The 20457-nt window shown below is 72.5% G+C and carries 18 protein-coding genes; 12 read left to right on the plus strand and 6 right to left on the minus strand.

Going from position 1 to position 20457, the window contains the following annotated elements; genetic code table 11:
- The first annotated feature begins 67 nt into the window (after window positions 1-67).
- Entirely contained in the window at window positions 68-1060 is a 993-nt protein-coding gene (locus tag ACFO3J_RS20330) for a MurR/RpiR family transcriptional regulator (protein ID WP_386430929.1), read from the plus strand.
- A gap of 92 nt (window positions 1061-1152) precedes the next feature.
- Entirely contained in the window at window positions 1153-1695 is a 543-nt protein-coding gene (locus tag ACFO3J_RS20335; protein ID WP_386430931.1) for a hypothetical protein, read from the plus strand.
- 236 nt (window positions 1696-1931) lie between these two features.
- Here the strand turns inward: ACFO3J_RS20335 and ACFO3J_RS20340 are convergent, their stop codons facing one another.
- Window positions 1932-3269 carry a diaminopimelate decarboxylase gene (locus ACFO3J_RS20340; protein WP_386430933.1) on the minus strand — a complete coding sequence of 446 codons (1338 nt, stop codon included), beginning with the start codon at window positions 3267-3269 and terminating at the stop codon, window positions 1932-1934.
- A 603-nt stretch (window positions 3270-3872) separates the two neighbouring features.
- Between ACFO3J_RS20340 and hutU the strand changes: the two genes are divergently transcribed.
- From hutU to hutI, 4 genes are all read left to right on the plus strand, one after another.
- The gene (hutU, locus tag ACFO3J_RS20345) at window positions 3873-5540 is read left to right on the plus strand and encodes a urocanate hydratase (RefSeq protein WP_386430935.1); all 1668 of its coding nucleotides are present in this window, start codon (window positions 3873-3875) and stop codon (window positions 5538-5540) included.
- A gap of 88 nt (window positions 5541-5628) precedes the next feature.
- Window positions 5629-6891 carry an allantoate amidohydrolase gene (locus ACFO3J_RS20350; RefSeq protein ID WP_386430937.1) on the plus strand — a complete coding sequence of 421 codons (1263 nt, stop codon included), beginning with the start codon at window positions 5629-5631 and terminating at the stop codon, window positions 6889-6891.
- Window positions 6882-8225 (plus strand): formimidoylglutamate deiminase, encoded by a 1344-nt coding sequence (locus ACFO3J_RS20355; RefSeq protein ID WP_386430939.1) that lies wholly within the window; start codon window positions 6882-6884, stop codon window positions 8223-8225. The genes ACFO3J_RS20350 and ACFO3J_RS20355 overlap by 10 nt, the downstream gene beginning before the upstream one ends.
- A gap of 107 nt (window positions 8226-8332) precedes the next feature.
- Window positions 8333-9523: an imidazolonepropionase gene (gene hutI, locus ACFO3J_RS20360; protein WP_386430941.1), complete on the plus strand. Its 1191-nt coding sequence runs from the start codon at window positions 8333-8335 to the stop codon at window positions 9521-9523.
- 39 nt (window positions 9524-9562) lie between these two features.
- Here hutI and ACFO3J_RS20365 read toward each other — a convergent pair whose 3' ends face one another.
- On the minus strand, window positions 9563-10414 hold the full coding sequence (locus ACFO3J_RS20365; protein ID WP_386430943.1) for an RNA polymerase sigma factor SigF: 852 nt from the start codon (window positions 10412-10414) through the stop codon (window positions 9563-9565).
- A gap of 226 nt (window positions 10415-10640) precedes the next feature.
- Here ACFO3J_RS20365 and ACFO3J_RS20370 point away from each other — a divergent pair, with 226 nt between their 5' ends.
- From ACFO3J_RS20370 to ACFO3J_RS20385, 4 genes are all read left to right on the plus strand, one after another.
- On the plus strand, window positions 10641-11009 hold the full coding sequence (locus tag ACFO3J_RS20370; RefSeq protein WP_386430945.1) for an STAS domain-containing protein: 369 nt from the start codon (window positions 10641-10643) through the stop codon (window positions 11007-11009).
- A gap of 140 nt (window positions 11010-11149) precedes the next feature.
- Window positions 11150-11647, plus strand: coding sequence for an ATP-binding protein (locus ACFO3J_RS20375; protein WP_386430947.1), 498 nt, complete (start codon window positions 11150-11152; stop codon window positions 11645-11647).
- 189 nt (window positions 11648-11836) lie between these two features.
- A complete protein-coding gene (locus ACFO3J_RS20380; RefSeq protein ID WP_093742916.1) occupies window positions 11837-12511 on the plus strand; it encodes a response regulator transcription factor in 675 nt (224 codons plus the stop codon).
- A gap of 13 nt (window positions 12512-12524) precedes the next feature.
- Window positions 12525-13793: an ATP-binding protein gene (locus ACFO3J_RS20385; RefSeq protein ID WP_386430949.1), complete on the plus strand. Its 1269-nt coding sequence runs from the start codon at window positions 12525-12527 to the stop codon at window positions 13791-13793.
- Between the two features lie 88 nt (window positions 13794-13881).
- Here ACFO3J_RS20385 and ACFO3J_RS20390 read toward each other — a convergent pair whose 3' ends face one another.
- The 3 genes from ACFO3J_RS20390 to ACFO3J_RS20400 all read right to left on the minus strand — a co-directional run bounded on the left by ACFO3J_RS20390 (window position 13882) and on the right by ACFO3J_RS20400 (window position 16842).
- A complete protein-coding gene (locus tag ACFO3J_RS20390; protein ID WP_386430951.1) occupies window positions 13882-15066 on the minus strand; it encodes a dipeptidase in 1185 nt (394 codons plus the stop codon).
- 104 nt (window positions 15067-15170) lie between these two features.
- Window positions 15171-15710, minus strand: a complete 540-nt coding sequence (gene purE, locus ACFO3J_RS20395; protein WP_386430953.1) for a 5-(carboxyamino)imidazole ribonucleotide mutase — start codon at window positions 15708-15710, stop codon at window positions 15171-15173.
- The gene (locus ACFO3J_RS20400) at window positions 15703-16842 is read right to left on the minus strand and encodes a 5-(carboxyamino)imidazole ribonucleotide synthase (RefSeq protein ID WP_386430955.1); all 1140 of its coding nucleotides are present in this window, start codon (window positions 16840-16842) and stop codon (window positions 15703-15705) included. The genes purE and ACFO3J_RS20400 overlap by 8 nt, the downstream gene beginning before the upstream one ends.
- A 228-nt stretch (window positions 16843-17070) precedes the next feature.
- Here ACFO3J_RS20400 and ACFO3J_RS20405 point away from each other — a divergent pair, with 228 nt between their 5' ends.
- Window positions 17071-17613 (plus strand): GtrA family protein, encoded by a 543-nt coding sequence (locus tag ACFO3J_RS20405; RefSeq protein WP_386430957.1) that lies wholly within the window; start codon window positions 17071-17073, stop codon window positions 17611-17613.
- A gap of 97 nt (window positions 17614-17710) precedes the next feature.
- Here ACFO3J_RS20405 and ACFO3J_RS20410 read toward each other — a convergent pair whose 3' ends face one another.
- On the minus strand, window positions 17711-19051 hold the full coding sequence (locus ACFO3J_RS20410; RefSeq protein ID WP_386430959.1) for a UDP-glucose dehydrogenase family protein: 1341 nt from the start codon (window positions 19049-19051) through the stop codon (window positions 17711-17713).
- A gap of 93 nt (window positions 19052-19144) precedes the next feature.
- On the opposite strand from ACFO3J_RS20410, the gene ACFO3J_RS20415 reads away from it, so the two are divergent.
- Entirely contained in the window at window positions 19145-20395 is a 1251-nt protein-coding gene (locus ACFO3J_RS20415) for an LCP family protein (RefSeq protein ID WP_386430961.1), read from the plus strand.
- Window positions 20396-20457: the final 62 nt, after the last annotated feature.

The following is a 20457-nucleotide window of genomic DNA, read 5'->3' on the forward strand; positions in this document are numbered from 1 at the left end:
AGCTTCATGCAGAGTCATATCCCAGTGAATAACGGCCGGTGGACCACGGGCCGGGGACGGGACTGCGATGAGCGATGCGGGTGACGGCAGGGTGGTGACGGCTGATCCGGACGGCGGGGGCGGTGCGGGCGGTCCGGCCGGCGCGGTCGGCGCTGACCATGTGGGCGGCCCGGGTGCGGGCGGCGCGGTCGGCGCTGCCGCCGCGCGGGACGCTTCGGGTGGTGGCCCGGCCCATGCCTCGGCGCGGCTGCTGAAGCTGTTCGAGTCGCACCGGCTGACACCGACCCAGCGGCGGATCGCGCACTGCCTGGTCCGTACGGCCGACGAGGCCCCCTTCCTGTCCAGCGTGGAGGTGGCCGAACTCGCGGGCGTCAGCCAGCCGTCCGTGACACGGTTCGCGGTCGCGCTCGGCTTCGACGGCTATCCCGCGCTGCGCCGGCACCTGCGCGAGGTCGCTCCGGCCCAACTGCTGCCGGCCGCCGCCGCGTTCAACGAGTATCAGCAGGCCGTGCACGCCGAGATCGAGAACCTGCGGCATCTGGCCGCGCTGCTCGCCGACCCCGAGCCGGTGGCCAGGGCGGGAGCGGTGCTCGCCGCGTCCCGCCCGCTGCCGGTGCTCGGCCTGCGCGCGGCCGGCGCCCAGGCCCGGGGCTTCGCCTACTTCGCGGCGAAGGTCCACCCCGATGTCCGGCTGCTCGACGAGGGCGGCACGATGCTCGCCGACCGGATCGACACGGCCGTCCGCGCGGGCGCCACCGCCCTGCTCTGCTTCGCGCTGCCCCGGCACCCGCGCGAGGTGGTGGAGGCGTTGGCCCACGCACGGCAGGCCGGCCTGACGGTGGTGGCGGTCGCCGACAGCGCCTTCGCCCCGGTCGCGGCCCACAGCGACCTCCTGCTGCCGGCCGCCGTCGGCACCGGTCTCGCCTTCGACACCGCCTGTGCGCCGATGCTGCTGGGCCGGGTGCTCCTGGAGTCGATGTGCGACGCGCTTCCGGACGCCCAGGCCCGGCTGGAGGAGTTCGACGCGCACGCGGCGGCCCGGGGCGTGTTCGTCGACTGAGCAGGTCGGCCAAGTTCTTACGTCTTAACGAAAATCTGAGAATCGCAAAGTACCCTCCCCAGCACTTAGCGGAGACGAGGAGGGAGCAGGACGTGGTGCGCGGGGCCTACACATTGGTACGGGTAGCGGTGACGGTGCGGGCGGCGGCGTGCTGGCTGTGGTGGCTGGGGGTGATCGCGGCGGCCGCGGGCACGGCGGTGACCTTCAGCCCGACCGGTCGCCGGATCGGGGTCATGGCCGGGGCGGCGTTGTTCATCGTGGCGGCGGTGGCCGCGTTCCTGATCAGGGGCGGCCGCTACGGACGGCGGGCGGCGGGCGCTTCCCGCGCCGCCAAGTCGGTCTTCCTCCAGGACCGCCGGGTGACCGCCCGCACCTGGGTCCGGCGCCGCCGCTGGTCGCTGCTGGCCGCCTTCCTGATCGCCGCCGGCTCCTCGGCGCTGCTCCCCTGCGCGGGAGGCATGCTGATGGCCGGCGCGGGCGCGGGCCTGTGGGCCAAGACCCGCCGCCTGGCCCGCCTGGAACGCTCCCACGACGCCCTCCTCTGGGTCCGCCCCGACGGCGACCCGGCCGCCTACCAACTCACCGGCATAGCCGCGGGCGACGCGGCCCCGGGCGGGGGCCGGCGCCGCCGCTGAACCGGGGCCGCTTCGCCGGGGCCGGCGGGCGGCCGGTCCGTTTCGGCGGGGGTTGGCTGCGCGGGATCGGCTGCGGGCGGGGCGGGGCCTGGGAGCGGTTCGCCTCCCCGCCGCGCGACGGTGGTCTGGGCGCATCTCGGCTGATCGGCGCAGCAGCGGGTGACGCGTTGTCGCCGTCGTCTTCACACTGCCTTGAGGTCCGAGGACGGAACGGGCTCGGCCGGAGTCCGGGGAGGCTATGGGCCGGACACGGCCGAGGCGCGCCGCAGGGGCGGGAGGCCGCCGCCGCTCTCCGCGAGGAGCTCCGCCCGGGTCTGGGCGGTCCTGACCGGGGTGAAGGCCACGGCGCCGGCCGCGCTGACCGTGAAGCCGTGGACCGCCGGGCGGGGCAGCGAGTTGTAGGCGAAGTGGTTGGAGAAGTAGTAGGCGCCGGTGTCGAGCAGGGCCACATGGTCGCCGGCGGCGAGCAGCGGCAGCGCGCGGCCCCGGGCCACCAGATCACCGGCGAAGCAGCAGGGCCCGGCCACGTCCTGGTCCACCGGCTCGCCGGTCTTCTCGCGGCCCTCGCCGTCCAGGGCGAGCACCCGGATCGGCCAGGCCTCCGGCGCGAAGACGGTCCGGGTGGCGACCTGGGCCCCGGCGTGGGTGACCGCGATGGGCCTGCCGCCGGCCGACTTGACGTACTCGACACGGGCCAGCACCGCGCCGTTCTTGGCCAGCAACGAGCGGCCGAACTCGGTGACCAGCCCGTAGCGGCCGTCGAAGAGGCCGGGGACCTCGGCGCGGAGCAGGTCGGCGTAGTCGGCGAAGGACGGAGCGGTCGCGTCGGAGCGGAAGTTCACCGGCAGGCCGCCGCCGATGTCGAGGACGGTGATCTGCGGCCGGCCCGCGGCCTGATTGACGCGCTCGGCGATGTCGTAGGCGGCCCGGACCCCGGCGGCCATCAGTTCCAGTGGTACGCCCTGCGAACCGGTGTGGGTGTGCAGGCGGTTGAGCCAGGGACGTTCGGCGTAGGCGCGCAGCACCCACTCCTCGGCGCCCGGGTCGCGCAGCGCGACGCCGAATTTGGAGGTGGCGGTCGCGGTGCTCATCGCCCCGATGCTGCCGCCGCCGATCTGCGGGTTGACCCGCAGCCCGAGCGGTGAGGAGGTGGGGGCGGCGGCGCGCAGGGCGTCGATCCGCTCCAGCTCCTGCGGGTTGTCGGCGTTCACCGCGACGCCCAGTGTCAGCGCCTCGCGCAGTTCGCTGACCGTCTTGGCGGGCGAGTCCAGCACGGTCCGCTCGGCCGGGATGCCGGCCGCGCGGGCCACGGCGAGTTCACCGGGGCTGGCCACCTCGGCGCCGAGTCCGCACTCCCCGAGCAGTGCCAGGACCGGTACGAGCGAGGCGGCCTTGACGGCGAAGGTGTGGGTGACGTCCACCCCGGGGATGGCGAAGGCGGCTTGCAGCGCTGCCGCCGAGCGTTCGATCCCCACGACGTCCAGCAGCCCGACAACCTCTTCCCCCTCCCTCACCAGCCCCTCCTCCACCGCCGCACGCAGCGCCCGCGCCCGCCGTCCCCCCAGGTCATCCATCACGCCAACCATCCCACCACCTCCCACCCCACCTCCGCCACCTGCCCCTGTGGGCGGCGGCCGCACAACACTGCCGGTCGCCCCGCGCGACCCCCGCCTGCCCCGCAGGGCATCAAAACGCGGATCCTCGAACGGGCGTACGCCGTCCCGGAGCCCACTTCCGCCTCCCCGCCCGACGGCCGACGGGATCGAACCCCGCGGCCAGACCGGGAACCTGCCTCTCCCCGCCGGGGTGCCGGGCGGGCCTGTGTCCGCGGCCGCGTCCGGCGGGCCGCCCGCCCGGGCTGGGGTCGGCCGGGGAACGCCCGTCGTGGCCGGTCGGCCGGGGGGCTGCCGGGGCAAGGTGCGCCGCGGGGCCCTGGCTTGCTGCCCCGCCCGGAGGAGCCGGCCATTGCGCCGCCCCGCCCGCCCCCGGTGGTCAACCGGGGAGCCGCCTCCCCGCCGAGGGGCCCGGCGGGACCTCGCACGGAGGGCAACCCGGCCGGAGGAGCCACCTCCCCCGGTCAACCCCCGGAGGGCCCCTTGTTGACTAGGGCTATTCACCTGGCCAGGATGTGAATGAATCGCACCACTGGGGATCGCGACGACGAGGAGGCCGGACCGATGACGGGACCGAGGCCGGTACGCGCACCGCGCGGTACGGAGCTGAGCGCATTGGGGTGGCCGCAGGAGGCCGCGCTGCGGATGCTGCAGAACAATCTGGACCCGGAGGTCGCCGAGCACCCCGACAAGCTGGTGGTGTACGGGGGCACCGGGAAGGCCGCGCGGGACTGGAACTCGTTCGACGCGATGGTGCGGACGCTGCGCGGGCTGAAGCAGGACGAGACGATGCTGGTGCAGTCCGGGCGTCCGGTCGGGGTGATGCAGACGCATGAGTGGGCGCCGCGGGTGCTGATCGCCAACTCCAACCTGGTGGGGGACTGGGCCACCTGGGAGGAGTTCCGGCGGCTCGAAGCGCTCGGGCTGACGATGTACGGGCAGATGACCGCCGGGTCATGGATCTACATCGGCACGCAGGGCATCCTCCAGGGCACCTACGAGACCTTCTCCGCGGTCGCGGCCAAGCACTTCGGCGGCTCGCTGGCCGGCACCATCACCCTGACCGCCGGGCTCGGCGGCATGGGCGGCGCGCAGCCGCTCGCGGTGACCATGAACGGCGGCGTCGTGATCTGCGTCGACTGCGACCCCCGCGCCATCGACCGCCGGATCGAGCACGGCTACCTCGACACCAGGGCCGACTCCCTCGACCACGCCCTGGGGCTCGCCACGGAAGCGCGGGACGCCCGCCGTCCGCTGTCCATCGGCGTCCTCGGCAACGCGGCCGAACTGCTGCCGCGACTGCTCGCCATGCAGGCCCCCATCGACATCGTCACCGACCAGACCTCCGCGCACGACCCGCTCGCCTACCTCCCCATCGGCGTCGACTTCGCGGACATGGCCGCCTACGCCGCCGAGAAGCCGGCCGAATTCACCCAGCGCGCCCGCGAGTCCATGGCCCGGCACGTCGAGGCGATGGTCGGCTTCCAGGACGCCGGCGCCGAGGTCTTCGACTACGGCAACTCCATCCGCGGTGAGGCGCAACTCGCCGGCTACGAGCGGGCCTTCGCCTTCCCCGGCTTCGTACCCGCCTACATCCGCCCGCTGTTCTGCGAGGGCAAGGGCCCCTTCCGCTGGGCCGCGCTGTCCGGTGACCCCGCCGACATCGCCGCCACCGACCGGGCCATCCTGGACCTCTTCCCGGAGAACGAGTCGCTGGCCCGCTGGATCAAGCTGGCCGGTGAACGCGTCCACTTCCAGGGCCTGCCGGCCCGTATCTGCTGGCTCGGCTACGGCGAACGCGACCGGGCCGGCGAGCGGTTCAACGAGATGGTCGCCGACGGCACCCTCAAGGCGCCCATCGTCATCGGCCGCGACCACCTCGACTGCGGCTCGGTCGCCTCCCCCTACCGCGAGACCGAGGCGATGCTCGACGGCTCCGACGCCATCGCCGACTGGCCGCTGCTCAACGCCATGGTCAATGTCGCCTCCGGCGCCTCCTGGGTCTCCATCCACCACGGCGGCGGCGTGGGCATCGGCCGCTCCCTGCACGCGGGGCAGGTCACCGTCGCCGACGGCACCGCCCTGGCCGGGGAGAAGATCCGCCGGGTGCTCACCAACGACCCCGGCATGGGCATCATCCGGCATGTGGACGCGGGCTACGACAGCGCGGAGTCCGTGGTCGCCGACCGCGGGGTGCGCATCCCGATGCGGGAGGGCACCGTTGACGCGTGACGGTGGCGAGCCGGCCCGCCCGGCGTCCGAGGACGGGGGCTTGGGGACGGAACCCTCGGCGGGAAGCACACCCGCCGGGTTCCACCAAATGTGGCGCGACCTCCTCCCGCTCGGGCGCAGCGCCGCCTCCGGCGGATACCGCCGCTACGCCTGGAACTCCGCGGACGCCGACTGCCGGGCCTGGTTCCGCGACCAGGCCGCGGCGCGCGGGCTGACCTACGAGCAGGACCGCAACGGCAACCAATGGGCCTGGCTCGGCGACCCCTTGGCCGGCCAGGCGGTCGTCACCGGCTCGCACCTCGACTCCGTGCCGGATGGCGGCGCCTACGACGGTCCGCTCGGCGTCGTCTCGGCCTTCGCGGCCCTGGACGAACTCCGCGACCGCGGCGCCACGCCCCGCAAGCCGCTCGCCGTCGTCAACTTCGGCGACGAGGAGGGCGCCCGCTTCGGTGTCGCCTGCGTCGGCTCGCGGCTCACCGCGGGCCGGCTGACCCCGGAGCAGGCCAGGGAGTTGCGCGACGCCGACGGCGTCACCATGGCCGCCGCCATGGAACAGGCCGGCTACGACCCGGCCGCCATCGGTCCCGACCCCGAACGACTCGCCCGGGTCGACGCGTTCGTGGAACTGCACGTCGAACAGGGGCGCGCCCTGGACCTCCGGGGCGCCCCGGTCGGGGTGGCCTCCGCCATCTGGCCGCACGGCCGCTGGCGCTTCGACTTCCGGGGGGAGGCCAACCACGCCGGCACCACCCGGCTCGAAGACCGGCACGACCCCATGCTCACCTACGCCGAGACGGTGCTCGCCGCCCGTGACAGGGCCCGGCTGGCCGGGGCGCTCGCCACCTTCGGCAAGGTCGCGGTCGAACCCAACGGTGTCAACGCCATCGCCTCCCTGGTCCGCGGCTGGCTCGACTCCCGCGCCGCCGACGAGGACACCCTCGCCGAACTCGTCGCCGCCATCGAGGCGGCCGCCCGGGAGCGCGGCGCCCGCGACGGTGTGGACATCCAGGTGGTCCGCGAGTCCTTCACACCGGTGGTCGACTTCGCGCACGACCTCCGCGACCGGCTCACCGCACTGCTCGCCCCGGCGGAGAGCCTCTCCGGGGCGCCCTCGACCACGGCCGCGACCGCCTCCGCGCCCCCGTCCGGCGCCACCTCCCCCGTACCCGTCCTGCCGACCGGCGCGGGACACGACGCCGGAATCCTCTCCCAGGCCGTGCCGACCGCCATGCTGTTCGTACGGAACCCCACCGGCGTCTCGCACTCCCCGGCGGAAGCCGCGGGCGAGGACGACTGCGTCGCAGGGGTAACCGCACTGGCCGACGTACTGGAGGGTCTCGCGTGCAGGTGACCTATTGGCTGGAGCACGCCTGGCTCGAACCCACTGTCGAACCGGGCGTCGCCCTGACCAGCGCCGAGGGTCTCATCACCGAAGTGCGTACCGGTGTCGCGACGCCCCCGCCCGGCGCGACCGTGCTGCGCGGCCTGACCCTGCCGGGCCTGGCCAACACCCACAGCCACGCCTTCCACCGCGCCCTGCGCGGCACCGTCCAGGTCGGCAGCGGCACCTTCTGGACCTGGCGCGACATCATGTACTCGGTCGCCTTCCACCTCACCCCCGACTCCTATTTCCGGCTCGCCCGCGCCGTCTACGCCGAGATGGCGCTGACCGGCATCACCTGCGTCGGCGAATTCCACTATCTGCACCATCAGTACGGCGGCGCCCCGTACGACAATCCCAACGCCATGGGCGAGGCACTGATCGCCGCCGCCGGCGAGGCCGGCATCCGGATCACCCTGCTCGACGCCGCCTATCTGCACGGCGGCCTGATCCGCGGCGGCTACCGCCCGCTGGAAGGCGCCCAGACCCGCTTCGGGGACGGCACCGCCGACCGGTGGTACGACCGCTGGTCCCAGCTCAAGGGCGGCGGCCACGCCAGGATCGGTGCCGCGCTGCACTCGGTGCGGGCCTTCTCCGACCGGGACGGCTACGGGGAGTTCGCCGACCGCACCCGCGGTGTGCCGGTGCACATCCACCTGTCCGAACAGCCCGCCGAGAACGCCGCGTGCATGGCCGTGCACGGTCGCACCCCCGCCCGCCTGCTGGCCGACTCCGGCTTCTGGGGTCGGCACACCACCGCTGTGCATGCCACCCATCTCACCGGTGAGGACATCTCCCTGCTCGGCGGCGCGGGCAGCACCGTCTGCATGTGCCCCACCACCGAGAGGGACCTGGCCGACGGCATCGGTCCGGCGCCCCAACTACGCCGCGCCGGCTGCCAGTTGAGCCTGGGCAGCGACAGCCACGCGGTCATCGACCTGTTCGAGGAGGCGCGCGGGATGGAGCTGAACGAGCGGCTGCGCAGCCGCACCCGCGGCCACTGGACCGCCGCTCAGCTGCTGCGGGCGGCCTCCGAGAACGGACACGCCAGTCTGGGCTGGCCCGAGGCCGGCCGGCTGGAGACCGGCGCGCTCGCCGACTTCACCACCGTCGCGCTCGACTCGGTGCGCACCGCGGGACCACCGCCCCGGCTCGGCGCCGAGACCGCCGTATTCGCGGCGACCGGAGCGGACGTACGGCACACCGTGGTCGGCGGGCGGCACATCGTCCGTGACGGTGTGCACCAACTCGTCGAGGACGTGCCCGCGGCCCTCGCCGAAGCGGTCGCCGCCGCCCGGAGCTGACGGCCCCCCCGGACCCGCCCCCGGATTCGTCCTCGAACCCCGCCCCGGCCCCGGCCCGGGCCCCCACCCCGGCTCCCCGCCGGACAAGGACATGGAAAGCGAAGGCGATGACGACCAGCACGGTCATCACCAACATCGGCAGCCTGGTCACCAACGATCCCTCCCTCACCACTCCCGGCGATCCCCTCGGTCTGATCCAGGACGCGGCCGTCGTCATCGAGGGCGACCGCGTCGTCTGGACCGGTGCGAACAGCAAAGCACCCGCCACTGACAATCGGGTCGACGCGGACGGCCGGGCGCTGCTCCCGGGCTTCGTCGACTCGCACTCCCACCTGGTCTTCGCCGGCGACCGCAGCGCCGAGTTCGCCGCCCGGATGTCCGGCCGTCCCTACCGCGCGGGCGGAATCCGCACCACCGTCGCCGCCACCCGCGCCGCCTCCGACGCCGAGCTGTCGGCGAACGTCGCGCGCCACCTCGGCGAAGCCCTCGCCCAGGGCACCACGACGATGGAGACCAAGTCCGGCTACGGCCTCACCGTGCATGACGAGGCCCGGTCCCTGCGGATCGCCGCGGCGCACACCGACGAGGTGACCTACCTCGGCGCGCACGTGGTGGCTCCGGAATTCACCGGTGACCCGGCCGGGTACGTGGACCTGGTGACCGGCGCGATGCTCGACGCGTGCGCGCCCCACGCCCGCTGGATCGACGTGTTCTGCGAGCGGGGCGCCTTCGACGGCGACCAGGCCCGCGCGATCCTCACCGCCGGCCGGGCCCGCGGCCTGATCCCTCGCGTCCACGCCAACCAGCTCGGCCCCGGCCCCGGTGTCCGCCTCGCGGTGGAACTCGGCGCCGCCTCCGCCGACCACTGCACCCATCTCACGGACGCGGATGTCGACGCCCTGGCCGGCGGCGCCGCCACCACGGTCGCCACCCTGCTGCCCGGCGCGGAGTTCTCCACCCGCGCGGTGTACCCGGACGCCCGCCGGCTGCTGGACGCCGGCGCCACCGTCGCGCTGTCCACCGACTGCAACCCGGGCTCGTCCTTCACGACCTCGATGCCGTTCTGCGTGGCGGTGGCCGTCCGGGACATGGGCATGACACCCGACGAGGCGGTCCGCGCCGCTACGTACGGCGGCGCGCGCGCCCTGCGCCGTACCGACATCGGTATCGTCGCCCCGGGCGCACGCGCCGACCTGCAGCTGCTGGAAGCACCCAGCCACTTCCACCTCGCCTACCGCCCGGGCGTGCCCCTGACGGCGGCGGTGTGGCGGGCGGGAGAACCGGTGGGTCCGCGCTGACCCGGCGCCCGGCCGTCCCGGGGGCTACTGCCCCGGGGGCTACTCCTCGACCATCAGCCCCCGGCGCAGCCGCGAGAGCGTGCGGGTGAGCAGCCGGGACACGTGCATCTGCGAGATCCCCAGCTCCTCGCCGATCTCCGACTGCGTGAGATTGCCGACGAAGCGCAGCGAGAGGATCTCGCGGTCCCGCGACGACAGGCTCGCGATCAGCGGCTTCAGCGACTCCAGGTACTCCACGCCCTCCAGGTCGTGGTCCTCGTAGCCGATCCGGTCGGCCAGCGCGCCTTCCGGGTCGTCCTCGGCGGGCTGGGCGTCCAGCGAGCTGGCGGTGTACGCGTTGCTCGCCGCCATGCCCTCGATCACCTCGTCCTCGGGCAGGTCCAGCTTCTCGGCCAGCTCCCGCACGGTGGGCGTGCGGTCCAGCTGCTGGGCCAGCTCGTCGCCGGCCTTGGCCAGGTCCAGGCGCAGCTCCTGGAGCCGGCGCGGCACCCGTACCGACCAGCTGGTGTCCCGGAAGAACCGCTTGATCTCACCGACGATCGTCGGCATCGCGAACGTCGGGAACTCCACCTCGCGGCTGAGCTCGAACCGGTCGATGGCCTTGATCAGGCCGATCGTGCCGACCTGGATGATGTCCTCCATCGGTTCGCTGCGGGTGCGGAACCGGGAGGCCGCGAACTTCACCAGCGCCAGATTCAGCTCCACCAGCGTGTTGCGGACGTACGCGTAGTCGTGGGTGCCCTCCTCCAGCGTCCGGAGGCGGGAGAAGAGCGTCTTGGACAGGGCGCGCGCGTCGACCGGTCCGATCTCGTCGTAGGGGGGAATCTCCGGGAGCCCCTCAAGACCCTCGAGCTGTTCCTGCGGGTGATCCAGGCCGAGCCGGGGTGTCATGTGCTCCTCCCTCTCCTTGCTTCGGCGTCGGCTGCCGGCGCATGGCCGTGCCAATGCCGTATATCCACCTGTACCCCTCATCCGGGGCGTGCCGCAAGTCCTGGCGGGGGACATCAGCAGGTCCGCGGCGGGTGGGCGAAAAGTGCGGGAAACGTGCCGACTACCGTCAGTGGCCCCGAACGCGTAGGGTCGGAACGCGTCACCAGGGATGCAATAAGGAGTTCACATGGACCGCGAGGCGGTCGGCACCGCCGACCTGGGCAGGCTGCGTGTCGAGGTCAGGCAGGTAGGCCACACCGCGGTTTTCACGCCGTCGGGAGAGCTGGACCACCACACTGCGGATGTCCTCGCCGAGCCGCTCGGCGCGGCGGTGGACGCCGGCGTGACCCGGCTGGTGATCGACTGCGCGAATCTGGCCTTCTGCGACTCCACCGGGTTGAATGTGCTGCTCGGCGCCCGGTTGCGGGTCGAGGCCATCGGCGGCGCCGTCCATCTGGCGGCGATGCGGCCGACGGTCGCCCGGGTCTTCGAGATCACCGGGGCCGAAGCCGTCTTCACCCTGCATGACACGCTCGACCAGGCGCTTCAGGATTAGTGGAGTGTGGACGGGGGGCAAGGCGTGAGTGACCTTCGCCGGAGCGTACGAGCATTGGCGCCGTTCCGGACGTGTTCCCGGAGATCGACCGGGCAGAAGACTGTCGGACCGCAGTTGGACATCCGTGAGGTGAGGCCCAGATGAGCACCACCCGGCCCTACGCCGCGGACGATCGCGGCCCGGACGCGGGAGGCTCCGAAGGCGAGCCCGACGTGCACACCCGACCGCCGGAGCCGATGAGGCGACTGACGCTGTCGGGGGAGAGCGGCGTCGTGCCGCGAGCCCGGGACTTCACCCGGCAGGCGCTGCACGACTGGGGCTGGCTGCCGGCCGCCACCGCCGATCGCCGGGCGGCCGCCGAGGATGTCCTGCTGGTGGTCTCCGAACTCGTCACCAACGCCTGCCTGCATGCCGGTGGCCCCGACGAACTGCGGCTGTGGCACAGCCCCAAGGCGCTGCGCATGGAGGTCGTGGACGGCGGCCCCGGCGACCCGGCCCCCCGCACTCCCCACCGCGCGGGGCGCCCCGGCGGCCACGGTATGTTCATCGTGCAGCGACTGTGCCTGGACTGGGGCGTGATCCGCCACGACGGCCAGCCGGGCAAGACGGTGTGGGCGGAGCTCGCCGCACCCTCCTAGCGGGACGGCCCGGTGAGACGGCGCACGCCGCCGGGCGCGCGCTGATCCGGCCCGGCAGCGGCCCCGCCCGCCGACCGCCCGGCAAAGCGCCTGCTCAGGGCACCTCCCAGCGCAGCGCGTAACGGCTTGTCCACAGCCCCGTGCGTACCACCGAGTCGGGACCGTCCCGTGCGGACTACCATCAAGCCCATGACCCGCGTACTTCTCGCTGAGGACGACGCATCCATCTCGGAGCCACTGGCGCGCGCGCTGCGCCGTGAGGGCTACGAGGTCGAGGTGCGCGAGGACGGACCCACCGCACTGGAGACGGCGCTGCTCGGCGCCGTGGACCTGGTCGTACTCGACCTCGGTCTGCCCGACATGGACGGTCTCGACGTGTGCCGCCGGATCCGCGTCGAGGGCCACACCTTCCCCGTACTGGTGCTCACCGCCCGCGCCGACGAGGTCGACACCGTCGTCGGCCTGGACGCCGGCGCCGACGACTACGTCACCAAGCCCTTCCGCCTCGCCGAACTGCTCGCCCGGGTCCGCGCCCTGCTCCGCCGCGGCACCACCGAGCCGGCCCAGCCCTCCACCCACGGGGTGCGGATCGACGTCGAGTCCCACCGCGCCTGGATGGGGGACGACGAACTCCAGCTCACCGCCAAGGAGTTCGACCTGCTGCGGGTGCTGGTCCGGGACGCGGGGCGGGTGGTCACCCGCGAACAGCTGATGCGCGAGGTATGGGACACCACCTGGTGGTCGTCCACGAAGACCCTCGACATGCACATCTCCTGGCTGCGCAAGAAGCTGGGCGACGACGCGGCCAACCCCCGGTTCATCTCCACCGTCCGCGGAGTGGGCTTCCGGTTCGAGAAGAACTGAACCGCCGCCTCTCATGCGCCGCCGCCTGATCTCCTCCACGCTGGCCGTGGTGCTCGTCGTGATCGCGGTCTTCGGCATCTCCCTGGTCATCGTGGAGACCAGGACCATCCAGAGCAGTGCCCAGGACGGTGTGCAGTCCGAGGCGGTGCGGCTGGTCGGCGTGGTGGAGAACCGCATCAACGCCAAGGAGGCGCTGGACGCCAGGCATCTGGACCCGCTGATCTCCAACGGCCGCTTCGCGGTGGTCCGGGTGCCCGGCCACCCGGAGGTACGGCTCGGCGACCGGCCGCACGGCGCGGCCATCTCCTCCACCCAGAGCGGTGACTCGGGGGAGACCGTCACCGTCGAGGAGGCCCGCTCCAAGGTCAGCCAGCAGATCGGCCGCACCCTGCTGGTGATCCTGGCGGTGGCGCTGCTGGCGGTGCTCGCCGCGGTGGCCCTCGCCGTCCGGCAGGCCCGGCGGCTAGCCAGCCCGCTCACCGACCTCGCCGAGACCGCCGAGCGGCTCGGCTCCGGCGACCCCCGGCCCCGGCACCGCCGCTACGGAGTCCCCGAGCTGGACCGGATCGCGGATGTGCTGGACGCCAGCGCCGAGCGGATCGGGCGGATGCTCACCGCCGAGCGCCGCCTCGCCGCCGACGCCTCGCACCAGTTGCGCACCCCGCTGACCGCGCTGTCCATGCGGCTGGAGGAGATCGTGGCCACCGCCCAGGACAAGGAGGCGGTCAAGGAGGAGGCCACTATCGCGCTGGGCCAGGTCGAGCGGCTCACCGACGTGGTGCAGCGGCTGCTGACCAACTCCCGCGATCCCCGGTCCGGCTCCGCCGTGGACTTCGACCTCGACGAGGTGATCCGCCAGCAGGTCGAGGAGTGGCGCCCCGCCTACCAGTCCGAGGGCCGCAGCCTGGTCTTCTCCGGCACCCGCTCGCTGCGCGCGGTCGGCACCCCCGGCGCGGTGGCCCAGGTGCTGGCCACCCTCATCGAGAACTCCCTGATGCACGGCGCCGGCACCGTCGCCCTGCACACCCGCGTCACCGGCAACCAGGCCGTGGTCGAGGTCTCCGACGACGGCCCCGGTGTGCCGCCCGACCTCGGCGCCCGGGTCTTCGAACGCGCGGTCAGCGGACGCAACTCCACCGGACTGGGCCTCGCGGTGGCCCGCGACCTCGCCGAGGCGGACGGCGGCCGGCTGGAGTTGCTGCAGCAGCGCCCGCCGGTCTTCGCGCTCTTCCTCGCGCAGGAGATCGTGCCGCGCCGTCCGCCCGAGCAGATCATCGCCTGAGCCGACGCGGAGTCCGGGGCCGAGGCTGAGTAGCCCGGGGCTGAGTGCCAGCCGCCCCGCCCCGACCGGCCCCCGACTGACCTGCCCCTCAGCCGTCGAGGCTGTCTATGCCCGCCGTCGACGGACCCCGCTTCGCCCGCAGGGTGACCGCCGCCGACTCGGCGTCGCGCAGCACCCGGACGGCGTTCCGCCAGGTGAGCCGGGCGAGGTCGGCGTCCGACCAGCCCCGGTCCAGGAGCTCGGCGATCAGATTGGGGTAGCCGGCGACATCGCTGAGCCCGGTCGGGGTGAAGGCGGTGCCGTCGAAGTCGCCGCCCAGGCCGAGGTGCTCGATTCCGGCCACCTCCCGCATGTGGTCCAGGTGGTCGGCGACGGTCGAGACGGTGGCCGGAGGCCGGGGGTGGGTGGCCTCAAAGGCGTGCTGCACGGTCATCGCCTCGGGGGTGGTGTCCAGGGGGTGCAGTCCGTGGGCCCGCATATTGGCGTCGGCCTCCAGCGTCCAGTCGATCGCCGCGGGGAGGATGAACTTGGGCACGAAAGTGGCCATGGCGACGCCGCCGTTGGCCGGCAGGAGGGCCAGGACGTCGTCCGGGATGTTGCGGACGTGGTCGCAGACCGCCCGGGCCGAGGAGTGGGAGAACAGCACCGGGGCCTCGGCGACGCGCAGCGCGTGCCGCATGGTGTCGGGGGAGACATGGGAGAGGTCCACCAGCATGCCGAGCCGGTTCATCTCGCGGACGACCTCCTCGCCGAAGGCGGTGAGGCCGTGGGCCGCGGGCTCGTCGGTCGCGGAGTCCGCCCACGGCGTGTTCGCGTTGTGGGTGAGCGTCATGTAGCGCACGCCCAGTCCGTACAACTGGCGCAGGACGGCCAGCGAGCAGTCGATGGAGTGCCCGCCCTCCGCGCCCATCAGGGAGGCGATACGGCCCTGCGTACGGGCGGCCTCCATGTCGTCGGCGGTGAGCGCGAGCAGCAGATCCGCCGGATATCGCTCGGTCATCCGCCGGACCACGTCGATCTGCTCCAGCGTGGCGGTGACGGCGGCGCCGCCGGTCAGCTCCACCGGCACGAACACCGACCAGAACTGCGCCCCGACGCCGCCGGCCCGCAGCCGCGGGATGTCGGTGTGCGTACGACCGGTCTGATCGGCCGCGATGTCGAGGCGGTCGAGGTCGTACGCCACCTGCTCGCGCAGGCCCCACGGCAGGTCGTTGTGACCGTCCACGACGGGGTGAGCGGCAAGCAGGTGACGGGCACGGCTCAGAAGGTCCATGCCGAACACTCTATTGAGCCGCGCCGACCCACCGCCGGAAGCCCTGTGGAAAACTACCCCGGCAACGCTCGACCAGCGCGGACGCGCGCCAGCCCCGGATCGCGTCAGTGCCCGAAGCCGAACCCCGCCGCCCCCGACACCTTCGCCCGCAGCCGCTTGCCCTTCTCCGTCGCCTGCTCGTTCAGCGACACCTGGAACTCCCGCATCCGCGCCAGCAGCGCCGGATCGTGCGCGGCCAGCATCCGTACCGCCAGCAGCCCCGCGTTGCGTCCGCCGCCGACCGAGACGGTGGCCACCGGCACCCCGGGCGGCATCTGCACGATCGACAGCAGCGAGTCCATGCCGTCCAGATACTTCAGCGGCACCGGCACGCCGATCACCGGCAGCGGGGTCACCGCGGCCAGCATCCCCGGCAGGTGCGCGGCGCCGCCCGCGCCGGCGATGATCGCCCGGAGGCCGCGTTCGGCCGCCTGCTCGCCGTAGGCGATCATCTCGCGCGGCATACGGTGCGCGGAGACGACATCCACCTCGTAGGGCACCGAGAACTCGTCCAGGGCCTGCGCCGCGCCCTCCATCACCGGCCAGTCCGAGTCGGAGCCCATCACGATGCCGATGACGGGGTCGGTCCCGGGTGCGTCACTCATCGATCGTTCCTCGCAGATAGTCGGCCGCGTGCCGGGCGCGCTCGCGCACCTCGGCCAGGTCGTCGCCGTAGGTGTTGACGTGCCCGACCTTGCGGCCCGGCTTCACGTCCTTGCCGTACATGTGGATCTTCAGTCCCGGGTCGCGGGCCATGCAGTGCAGATAGGCGGGGTACATGTCGGGGTAGTCGCCGCCGAGGACATTGGCCATCACCGTCCAGGGCGCGCGGGGCCGCGGGTCGCCGAGCGGCAGGTCGAGCACCGCCCGCAGATGGTTGGCGAACTGCGAGGTGCCGGCCCCGTCCATCGTCCAGTGACCGCTGTTGTGCGGGCGCATGGCCAGTTCGTTGACCAGCACGCGTCCGTCGGTGGTCTCGAACAGCTCGACCGCCAGGTGCCCGATCACGCCCAGCTCGCGGGCGATGGTCAGGGCCAGCCCCTGCGCCCGCGCCGACATCTCCTCGGACAGGCCCGGCGCGGGCGCGATCACGGTGTCGCACACGCCGTTCACCTGCACGGATTCCACCACCGGATAAGCCACCGCCTGGCCGTGCGGCGAGCGCACCACATTGGCGGCCAGCTCCCGGACGAAGTCCACCTTCTCCTCGGCCAGCACCGGCACACCGGCCCGGAACGGCTGCCCGGCGTCCGCCTCGGACCGTACGATCCACACGCCCTTGCCGTCGTAGCCGCCGCGTACGGTCTTGAGCACGACCGGGAAGCCGCCGGTCTCGTCCGCGAACCGCGTCACATCGGCCGCGTCGGTGACGATCCGGTTGCGCGGGCAGGGCACCCCGATCGCGGCGAGCCGGGTCCGCATCACCCCCTTGTCCTGGGCGTGCACCAGCGCGTCGGCGCCGGGGCGCAGGACGACCCCCTCGGCCTCCAGCGCGCGCAGGTGCTCGGTCGGCACATGCTCGTGGTCGAAGGTGATCACATCGCAGCCGGCCGCGAAGGCCCGCAGGGTGGCCAGGTCGCGGTAGTCGCCGACCGTCACATCGGCCACCACCTGCGCCGCCGAGTCCTGCGGGGTGTCGCTGAGAATCTTGAACCGGATACCGAGCGGGATGCCCGCTTCATGGGTCATACGGGCGAGCTGGCCGCCCCCCACCATGCCGACTACGGGGAAGGTCACGTTTTTTCCTGCCGGAGATGCGCGTGGTACACGGGGCCCGGCTCCGTCCGAAGAGGAACCGCACCCCGGCAAACTGGCTCTACCAGGGTATCCGGCGTACGAGCAGACGAATAACGCCCTCGGTCGGGGTATTGACGCACCGGGCGGCTAGCATGTGGGGGATTCCTCACTTCATCACCCCGATCTCACCAAGCACCCGACCCCCCACAGAACAGGGCCGAGCGATTTATGAGCGGACTGCGCGCGATGCGAGTCAGGCTGAGGCGGGTCTACCGCGAGATCGCGAAGTTCGGAGCAGTCGGCGCGGTGGGCGTCCTGGTCAACATCGGCGTCTTCAACCTCGTCCGGCACGGCACCCAGTTGCAGACCGTGCGGGCCAGCATTCTCGCCACGATGGTGTCCATCGTCTTCAACTACGTGGGGTTCCGGTACTTCACTTATCGCGACCGTGACAAGGCCGGGCGGACCAAGGAACTCAGCCTGTTCCTGTTCTTCAGCGCGATCGGCCTGGTGATCGAGAACGGCGTTCTGTACCTGGCGACCTACGGCTTCGGCTGGGACAGCCAACTGCAGAGCAATGTCTTCAAGTTCGCCGGTATCGGGGTGGCGACGCTGTTCCGCTTCTGGTCCTACCGCACCTGGGTCTTCCGGGCCATCCCGGCCCGCGACGCCGTGGAGCAGGCGGAATCGTTCCTGGCCGAGGCGCGTCCGCAGGCGAGCACGGCCCACCGGGCCAAGCGCCGCAAGGCCGGCGCCGACAAGACCCGCTGACGGGCCGGCTTTCGAGCGAGCGGCCTTCGAACGGCCGGCCTTCGGGCGAGCGGTTGGCGAACGACCTGCTTCGAGCGGCCGGCACCGGGCTCCGGCCTCAGGCCGACGGGCGGCCCATCGCGCGGTACGTCCACCCGGCCTTGCGCCACAGCGCGGGATCGAGCGCGTTGCGGCCGTCCAGGATGCGGCGGTGTCCGGCGACCTCGGCCAGCGCGACGGGGTCCAGTTCGCGGAACTCCCGCCATTCGGTGAGGTGCAGGACGACTTCGGCGCCGCGCACCGCGTCGATCGCCGTGGGGGCGTAGCCGAGGGTGGGGAAGAGCCGCTTGGCGTTCTCCATGCCCTTGGGGTCGTAGACCGTGACCTGGCCGCCTTGCAGGTGGATCTGACCGGCCACGTTGAGCGCGGGGGAGTCGCGTACGTCGTCGGAGTCCGGCTTGAAGCTGGCGCCGAGCACCGCGATCCGGCGGCCCAGGAAGCCGCCGCCGACCGCCTCGCGGGCCATCTCCACCATGTGGGTGCGGCGGCGCATATTGATCGAGTCGACCTCGCGCAGGAAGGTCAGCGCCTGGTCGGCGCCCAGTTCACCGGCCCGGGCCATGAAGGCGCGGATGTCCTTGGGCAGGCAGCCGCCGCCGAAACCGATGCCGGCCCGCAGGAATTTGTGGCCGATCCGGTCGTCGTGGCCGATCGCCTCCGCGAGCTTGGCGACATCGCCGCCGGCTGCCTCGCTGACCTCGGCCATCGCGTTGATGAAGGAGATCTTGGTGGCGAGGAACGCGTTCGCCGCGGTCTTGACCAGCTCGGCGGTCGGATAATCGGCCACCACGAAGGGCGTGCCCTCGGCGAGCGGGCCCGCGTACACCTGGCGCAGCAGCTCCTCGGCGTGCTCGCTGTTCACACCGACCACGATCCGGTCCGGGTGCAGGGTGTCGTTCACGGCGAAGCCCTCGCGCAGGAACTCGGGGTTCCAGGCCAGCTCGGCGTCCGGTCCGGCCGGGGCGAGTTCGCGCAGCAGCGCGGCCAGCCGGGTCGCGCTGCCGACCGGCACCGTCGACTTGCCGACCACCAGCGCCGGGCGGCGCAGATGCGGGGCGAGCAGCGAGAAGGCGCTCTCCACGTAGCTCATGTCGCAGGCGTACTCGCCGTGCTTCTGGGGGGTGTTGACGCACACGAAGTGCACATCGCCGAAGTCGGCGACCTCTTCCCAGGAAGTGGTGAAACGCAGCCTCCCGCTGGAGCCGTCCATGCCGGTAACGTGCCGGGCGAGCAGGTCCTCCAGACCCGGCTCGTACATCGGCACCTTGCCGCGGGAGAGCATCTCGATCTTGGCCGGGTCGATGTCGAGCCCGAGCACCTCGAATCCCAACTCGGCCATGGCGGCAGCGTGGGTGGCGCCGAGATAGCCGGTGCCGATGACGGTGAGCTTCAGAGGCATGCGGCGAAGCATAGTCCGCACAGGGTGAACCGAATGAGGTATCCCAGGTGGCCAGTCGGTCCACAATGCGTGCATACATCTAAGGGGTGGGTTGTGGCCGAGAGTGTCGACGGTGCCAGAGACGGTGCCGGTACGGAGCGGGGCCCGGGCGAGGGCGCGGGAGACGGCATGGAGGACGGCAAGGGGAGCGGCCTCCGGGACGGCGCGGGGGATGACCCGAGGGACGGTACGGCCGGGGAAGAGCCCCTGCCGGGCATCGGGAAGGCGGAGGGCCCCGGCACCGCCGACGACCCGGCCCGCCAGGTGCGGCGCCGCCGCCGCACCCGCAGGGTCCTGTACGGCGCCCTCGTCCTGCTGTGTGTCGGCGTCCTGCTGGCGGCCGGCACCTCCTACTGGGCCTTCCAGCACTACACCGGCCGCGTCGACCGCATCGCGGGCGTCTTCCCGACCAATGTGCCCGCCTCCGCCCTGCCGCCGCCCTCCAAGGACGGCAGCGAGACCTTCCTGCTGGTCGGCCTGGACGCGCGCTCCGACCTGCCGACCACCGGCAAGGACGCGAAGGCCCCGGAGTGGAAGCCGGGCGCCCAGCGCAGCGACACGATGATGCTGGTCCACCTGCCGGCCGACCACAAGCACGCCTATGTCGTCTCGCTGCCCCGCGACTCCTGGGTGGACATCCCCGGCCACGGCAAGGCCAAGCTCAACGCCGCCTTCTCCTGGGGCGGCCCGCCGCTGCTCATCGACACCGTGCAGCGGATGACCAAGGTGAAGATCGACCATCTCGCGGTCATCGACTGGAGCGGCTTCAAGCAGCTCACCGACGCCGAGGGCGGCGTGGACATCACCGTGGACAAGACCGTATCCCGGCTGCACGGCGGCGGCCCCGGCGCCGTCTGGAGCGCCGGCACCCACCACATGGACGGCTCCGAGGCACTCGACTACGTGCGCGAGCGCTACGGCCTGCCGAACGGTGACCTGGACCGTACCCACCGGCAGCAGAACTTCCTGCGGGCGGTGCTGTCCAAGATGCTGTCGAGCGGCACCTTCAGCAATCCGCTCAAGCTCAAGCACACCCTGGACCAGGTGACCTCGGTGGTCAGCGTCGACGACCAGCTGTCCAACGGCGACCTGCGCGACCTGGTGTGGAATCTGCGCGGCGTCCGCTCGTCCGACATGGCGTTCATGAACGCCCCGGTGGCCGGTTTCGACATGATCCAGAAGCAGTCCGTGGTGCTGCTGGACGACAACGCCTGCTCCGAACTCTGGGAGGCGATGCGCAACGACACGATGACCGACTTCGTCGCCACCCACAGCCTGGACACCCTCGGCGACAAGGTGTCGTGAACGTCACCCGTCCGGGGCGGCGCAGACCATATGCCGCCGGCCCGTCACCGTCCTAGGATCGT

The sequence above is a fragment of the Streptomyces polygonati genome (assembly GCF_042650325.1).
In the GTDB taxonomy this organism is placed as follows: Bacteria; Actinomycetota; Actinomycetes; order Streptomycetales; family Streptomycetaceae; genus Actinacidiphila; species Actinacidiphila polygonati.

Coding starts and splice junctions, on each gene's coding strand:
- ACFO3J_RS20330 (WP_386430929.1), top strand. CDS start 68: ATGAGCGATGCGGGTGACGGCAGGGTGGTGACGGCTGATCCGGACGGC.
- ACFO3J_RS20340 (WP_386430933.1), bottom strand. CDS start 3,269: ATGGATGACCTGGGGGGACGGCGGGCGCGGGCGCTGCGTGCGGCGGTG.
- hutU (WP_386430935.1), top strand. CDS start 3,873: ATGACGGGACCGAGGCCGGTACGCGCACCGCGCGGTACGGAGCTGAGC.
- ACFO3J_RS20350 (WP_386430937.1), top strand. CDS start 5,629: ATGTGGCGCGACCTCCTCCCGCTCGGGCGCAGCGCCGCCTCCGGCGGA.
- hutI (WP_386430941.1), top strand. CDS start 8,333: ATGACGACCAGCACGGTCATCACCAACATCGGCAGCCTGGTCACCAAC.
- ACFO3J_RS20365 (WP_386430943.1), bottom strand. CDS start 10,414: ATGACACCCCGGCTCGGCCTGGATCACCCGCAGGAACAGCTCGAGGGT.
- ACFO3J_RS20370 (WP_386430945.1), top strand. CDS start 10,641: ATGGACCGCGAGGCGGTCGGCACCGCCGACCTGGGCAGGCTGCGTGTC.
- ACFO3J_RS20375 (WP_386430947.1), top strand. CDS start 11,150: ATGAGCACCACCCGGCCCTACGCCGCGGACGATCGCGGCCCGGACGCG.
- ACFO3J_RS20380 (WP_093742916.1), top strand. CDS start 11,837: ATGACCCGCGTACTTCTCGCTGAGGACGACGCATCCATCTCGGAGCCA.
- ACFO3J_RS20385 (WP_386430949.1), top strand. CDS start 12,525: ATGCGCCGCCGCCTGATCTCCTCCACGCTGGCCGTGGTGCTCGTCGTG.
- ACFO3J_RS20390 (WP_386430951.1), bottom strand. CDS start 15,066: ATGGACCTTCTGAGCCGTGCCCGTCACCTGCTTGCCGCTCACCCCGTC.
- purE (WP_386430953.1), bottom strand. CDS start 15,710: ATGAGTGACGCACCCGGGACCGACCCCGTCATCGGCATCGTGATGGGC.
- ACFO3J_RS20405 (WP_386430957.1), top strand. CDS start 17,071: ATGAGCGGACTGCGCGCGATGCGAGTCAGGCTGAGGCGGGTCTACCGC.
- ACFO3J_RS20410 (WP_386430959.1), bottom strand. CDS start 19,051: ATGCCTCTGAAGCTCACCGTCATCGGCACCGGCTATCTCGGCGCCACC.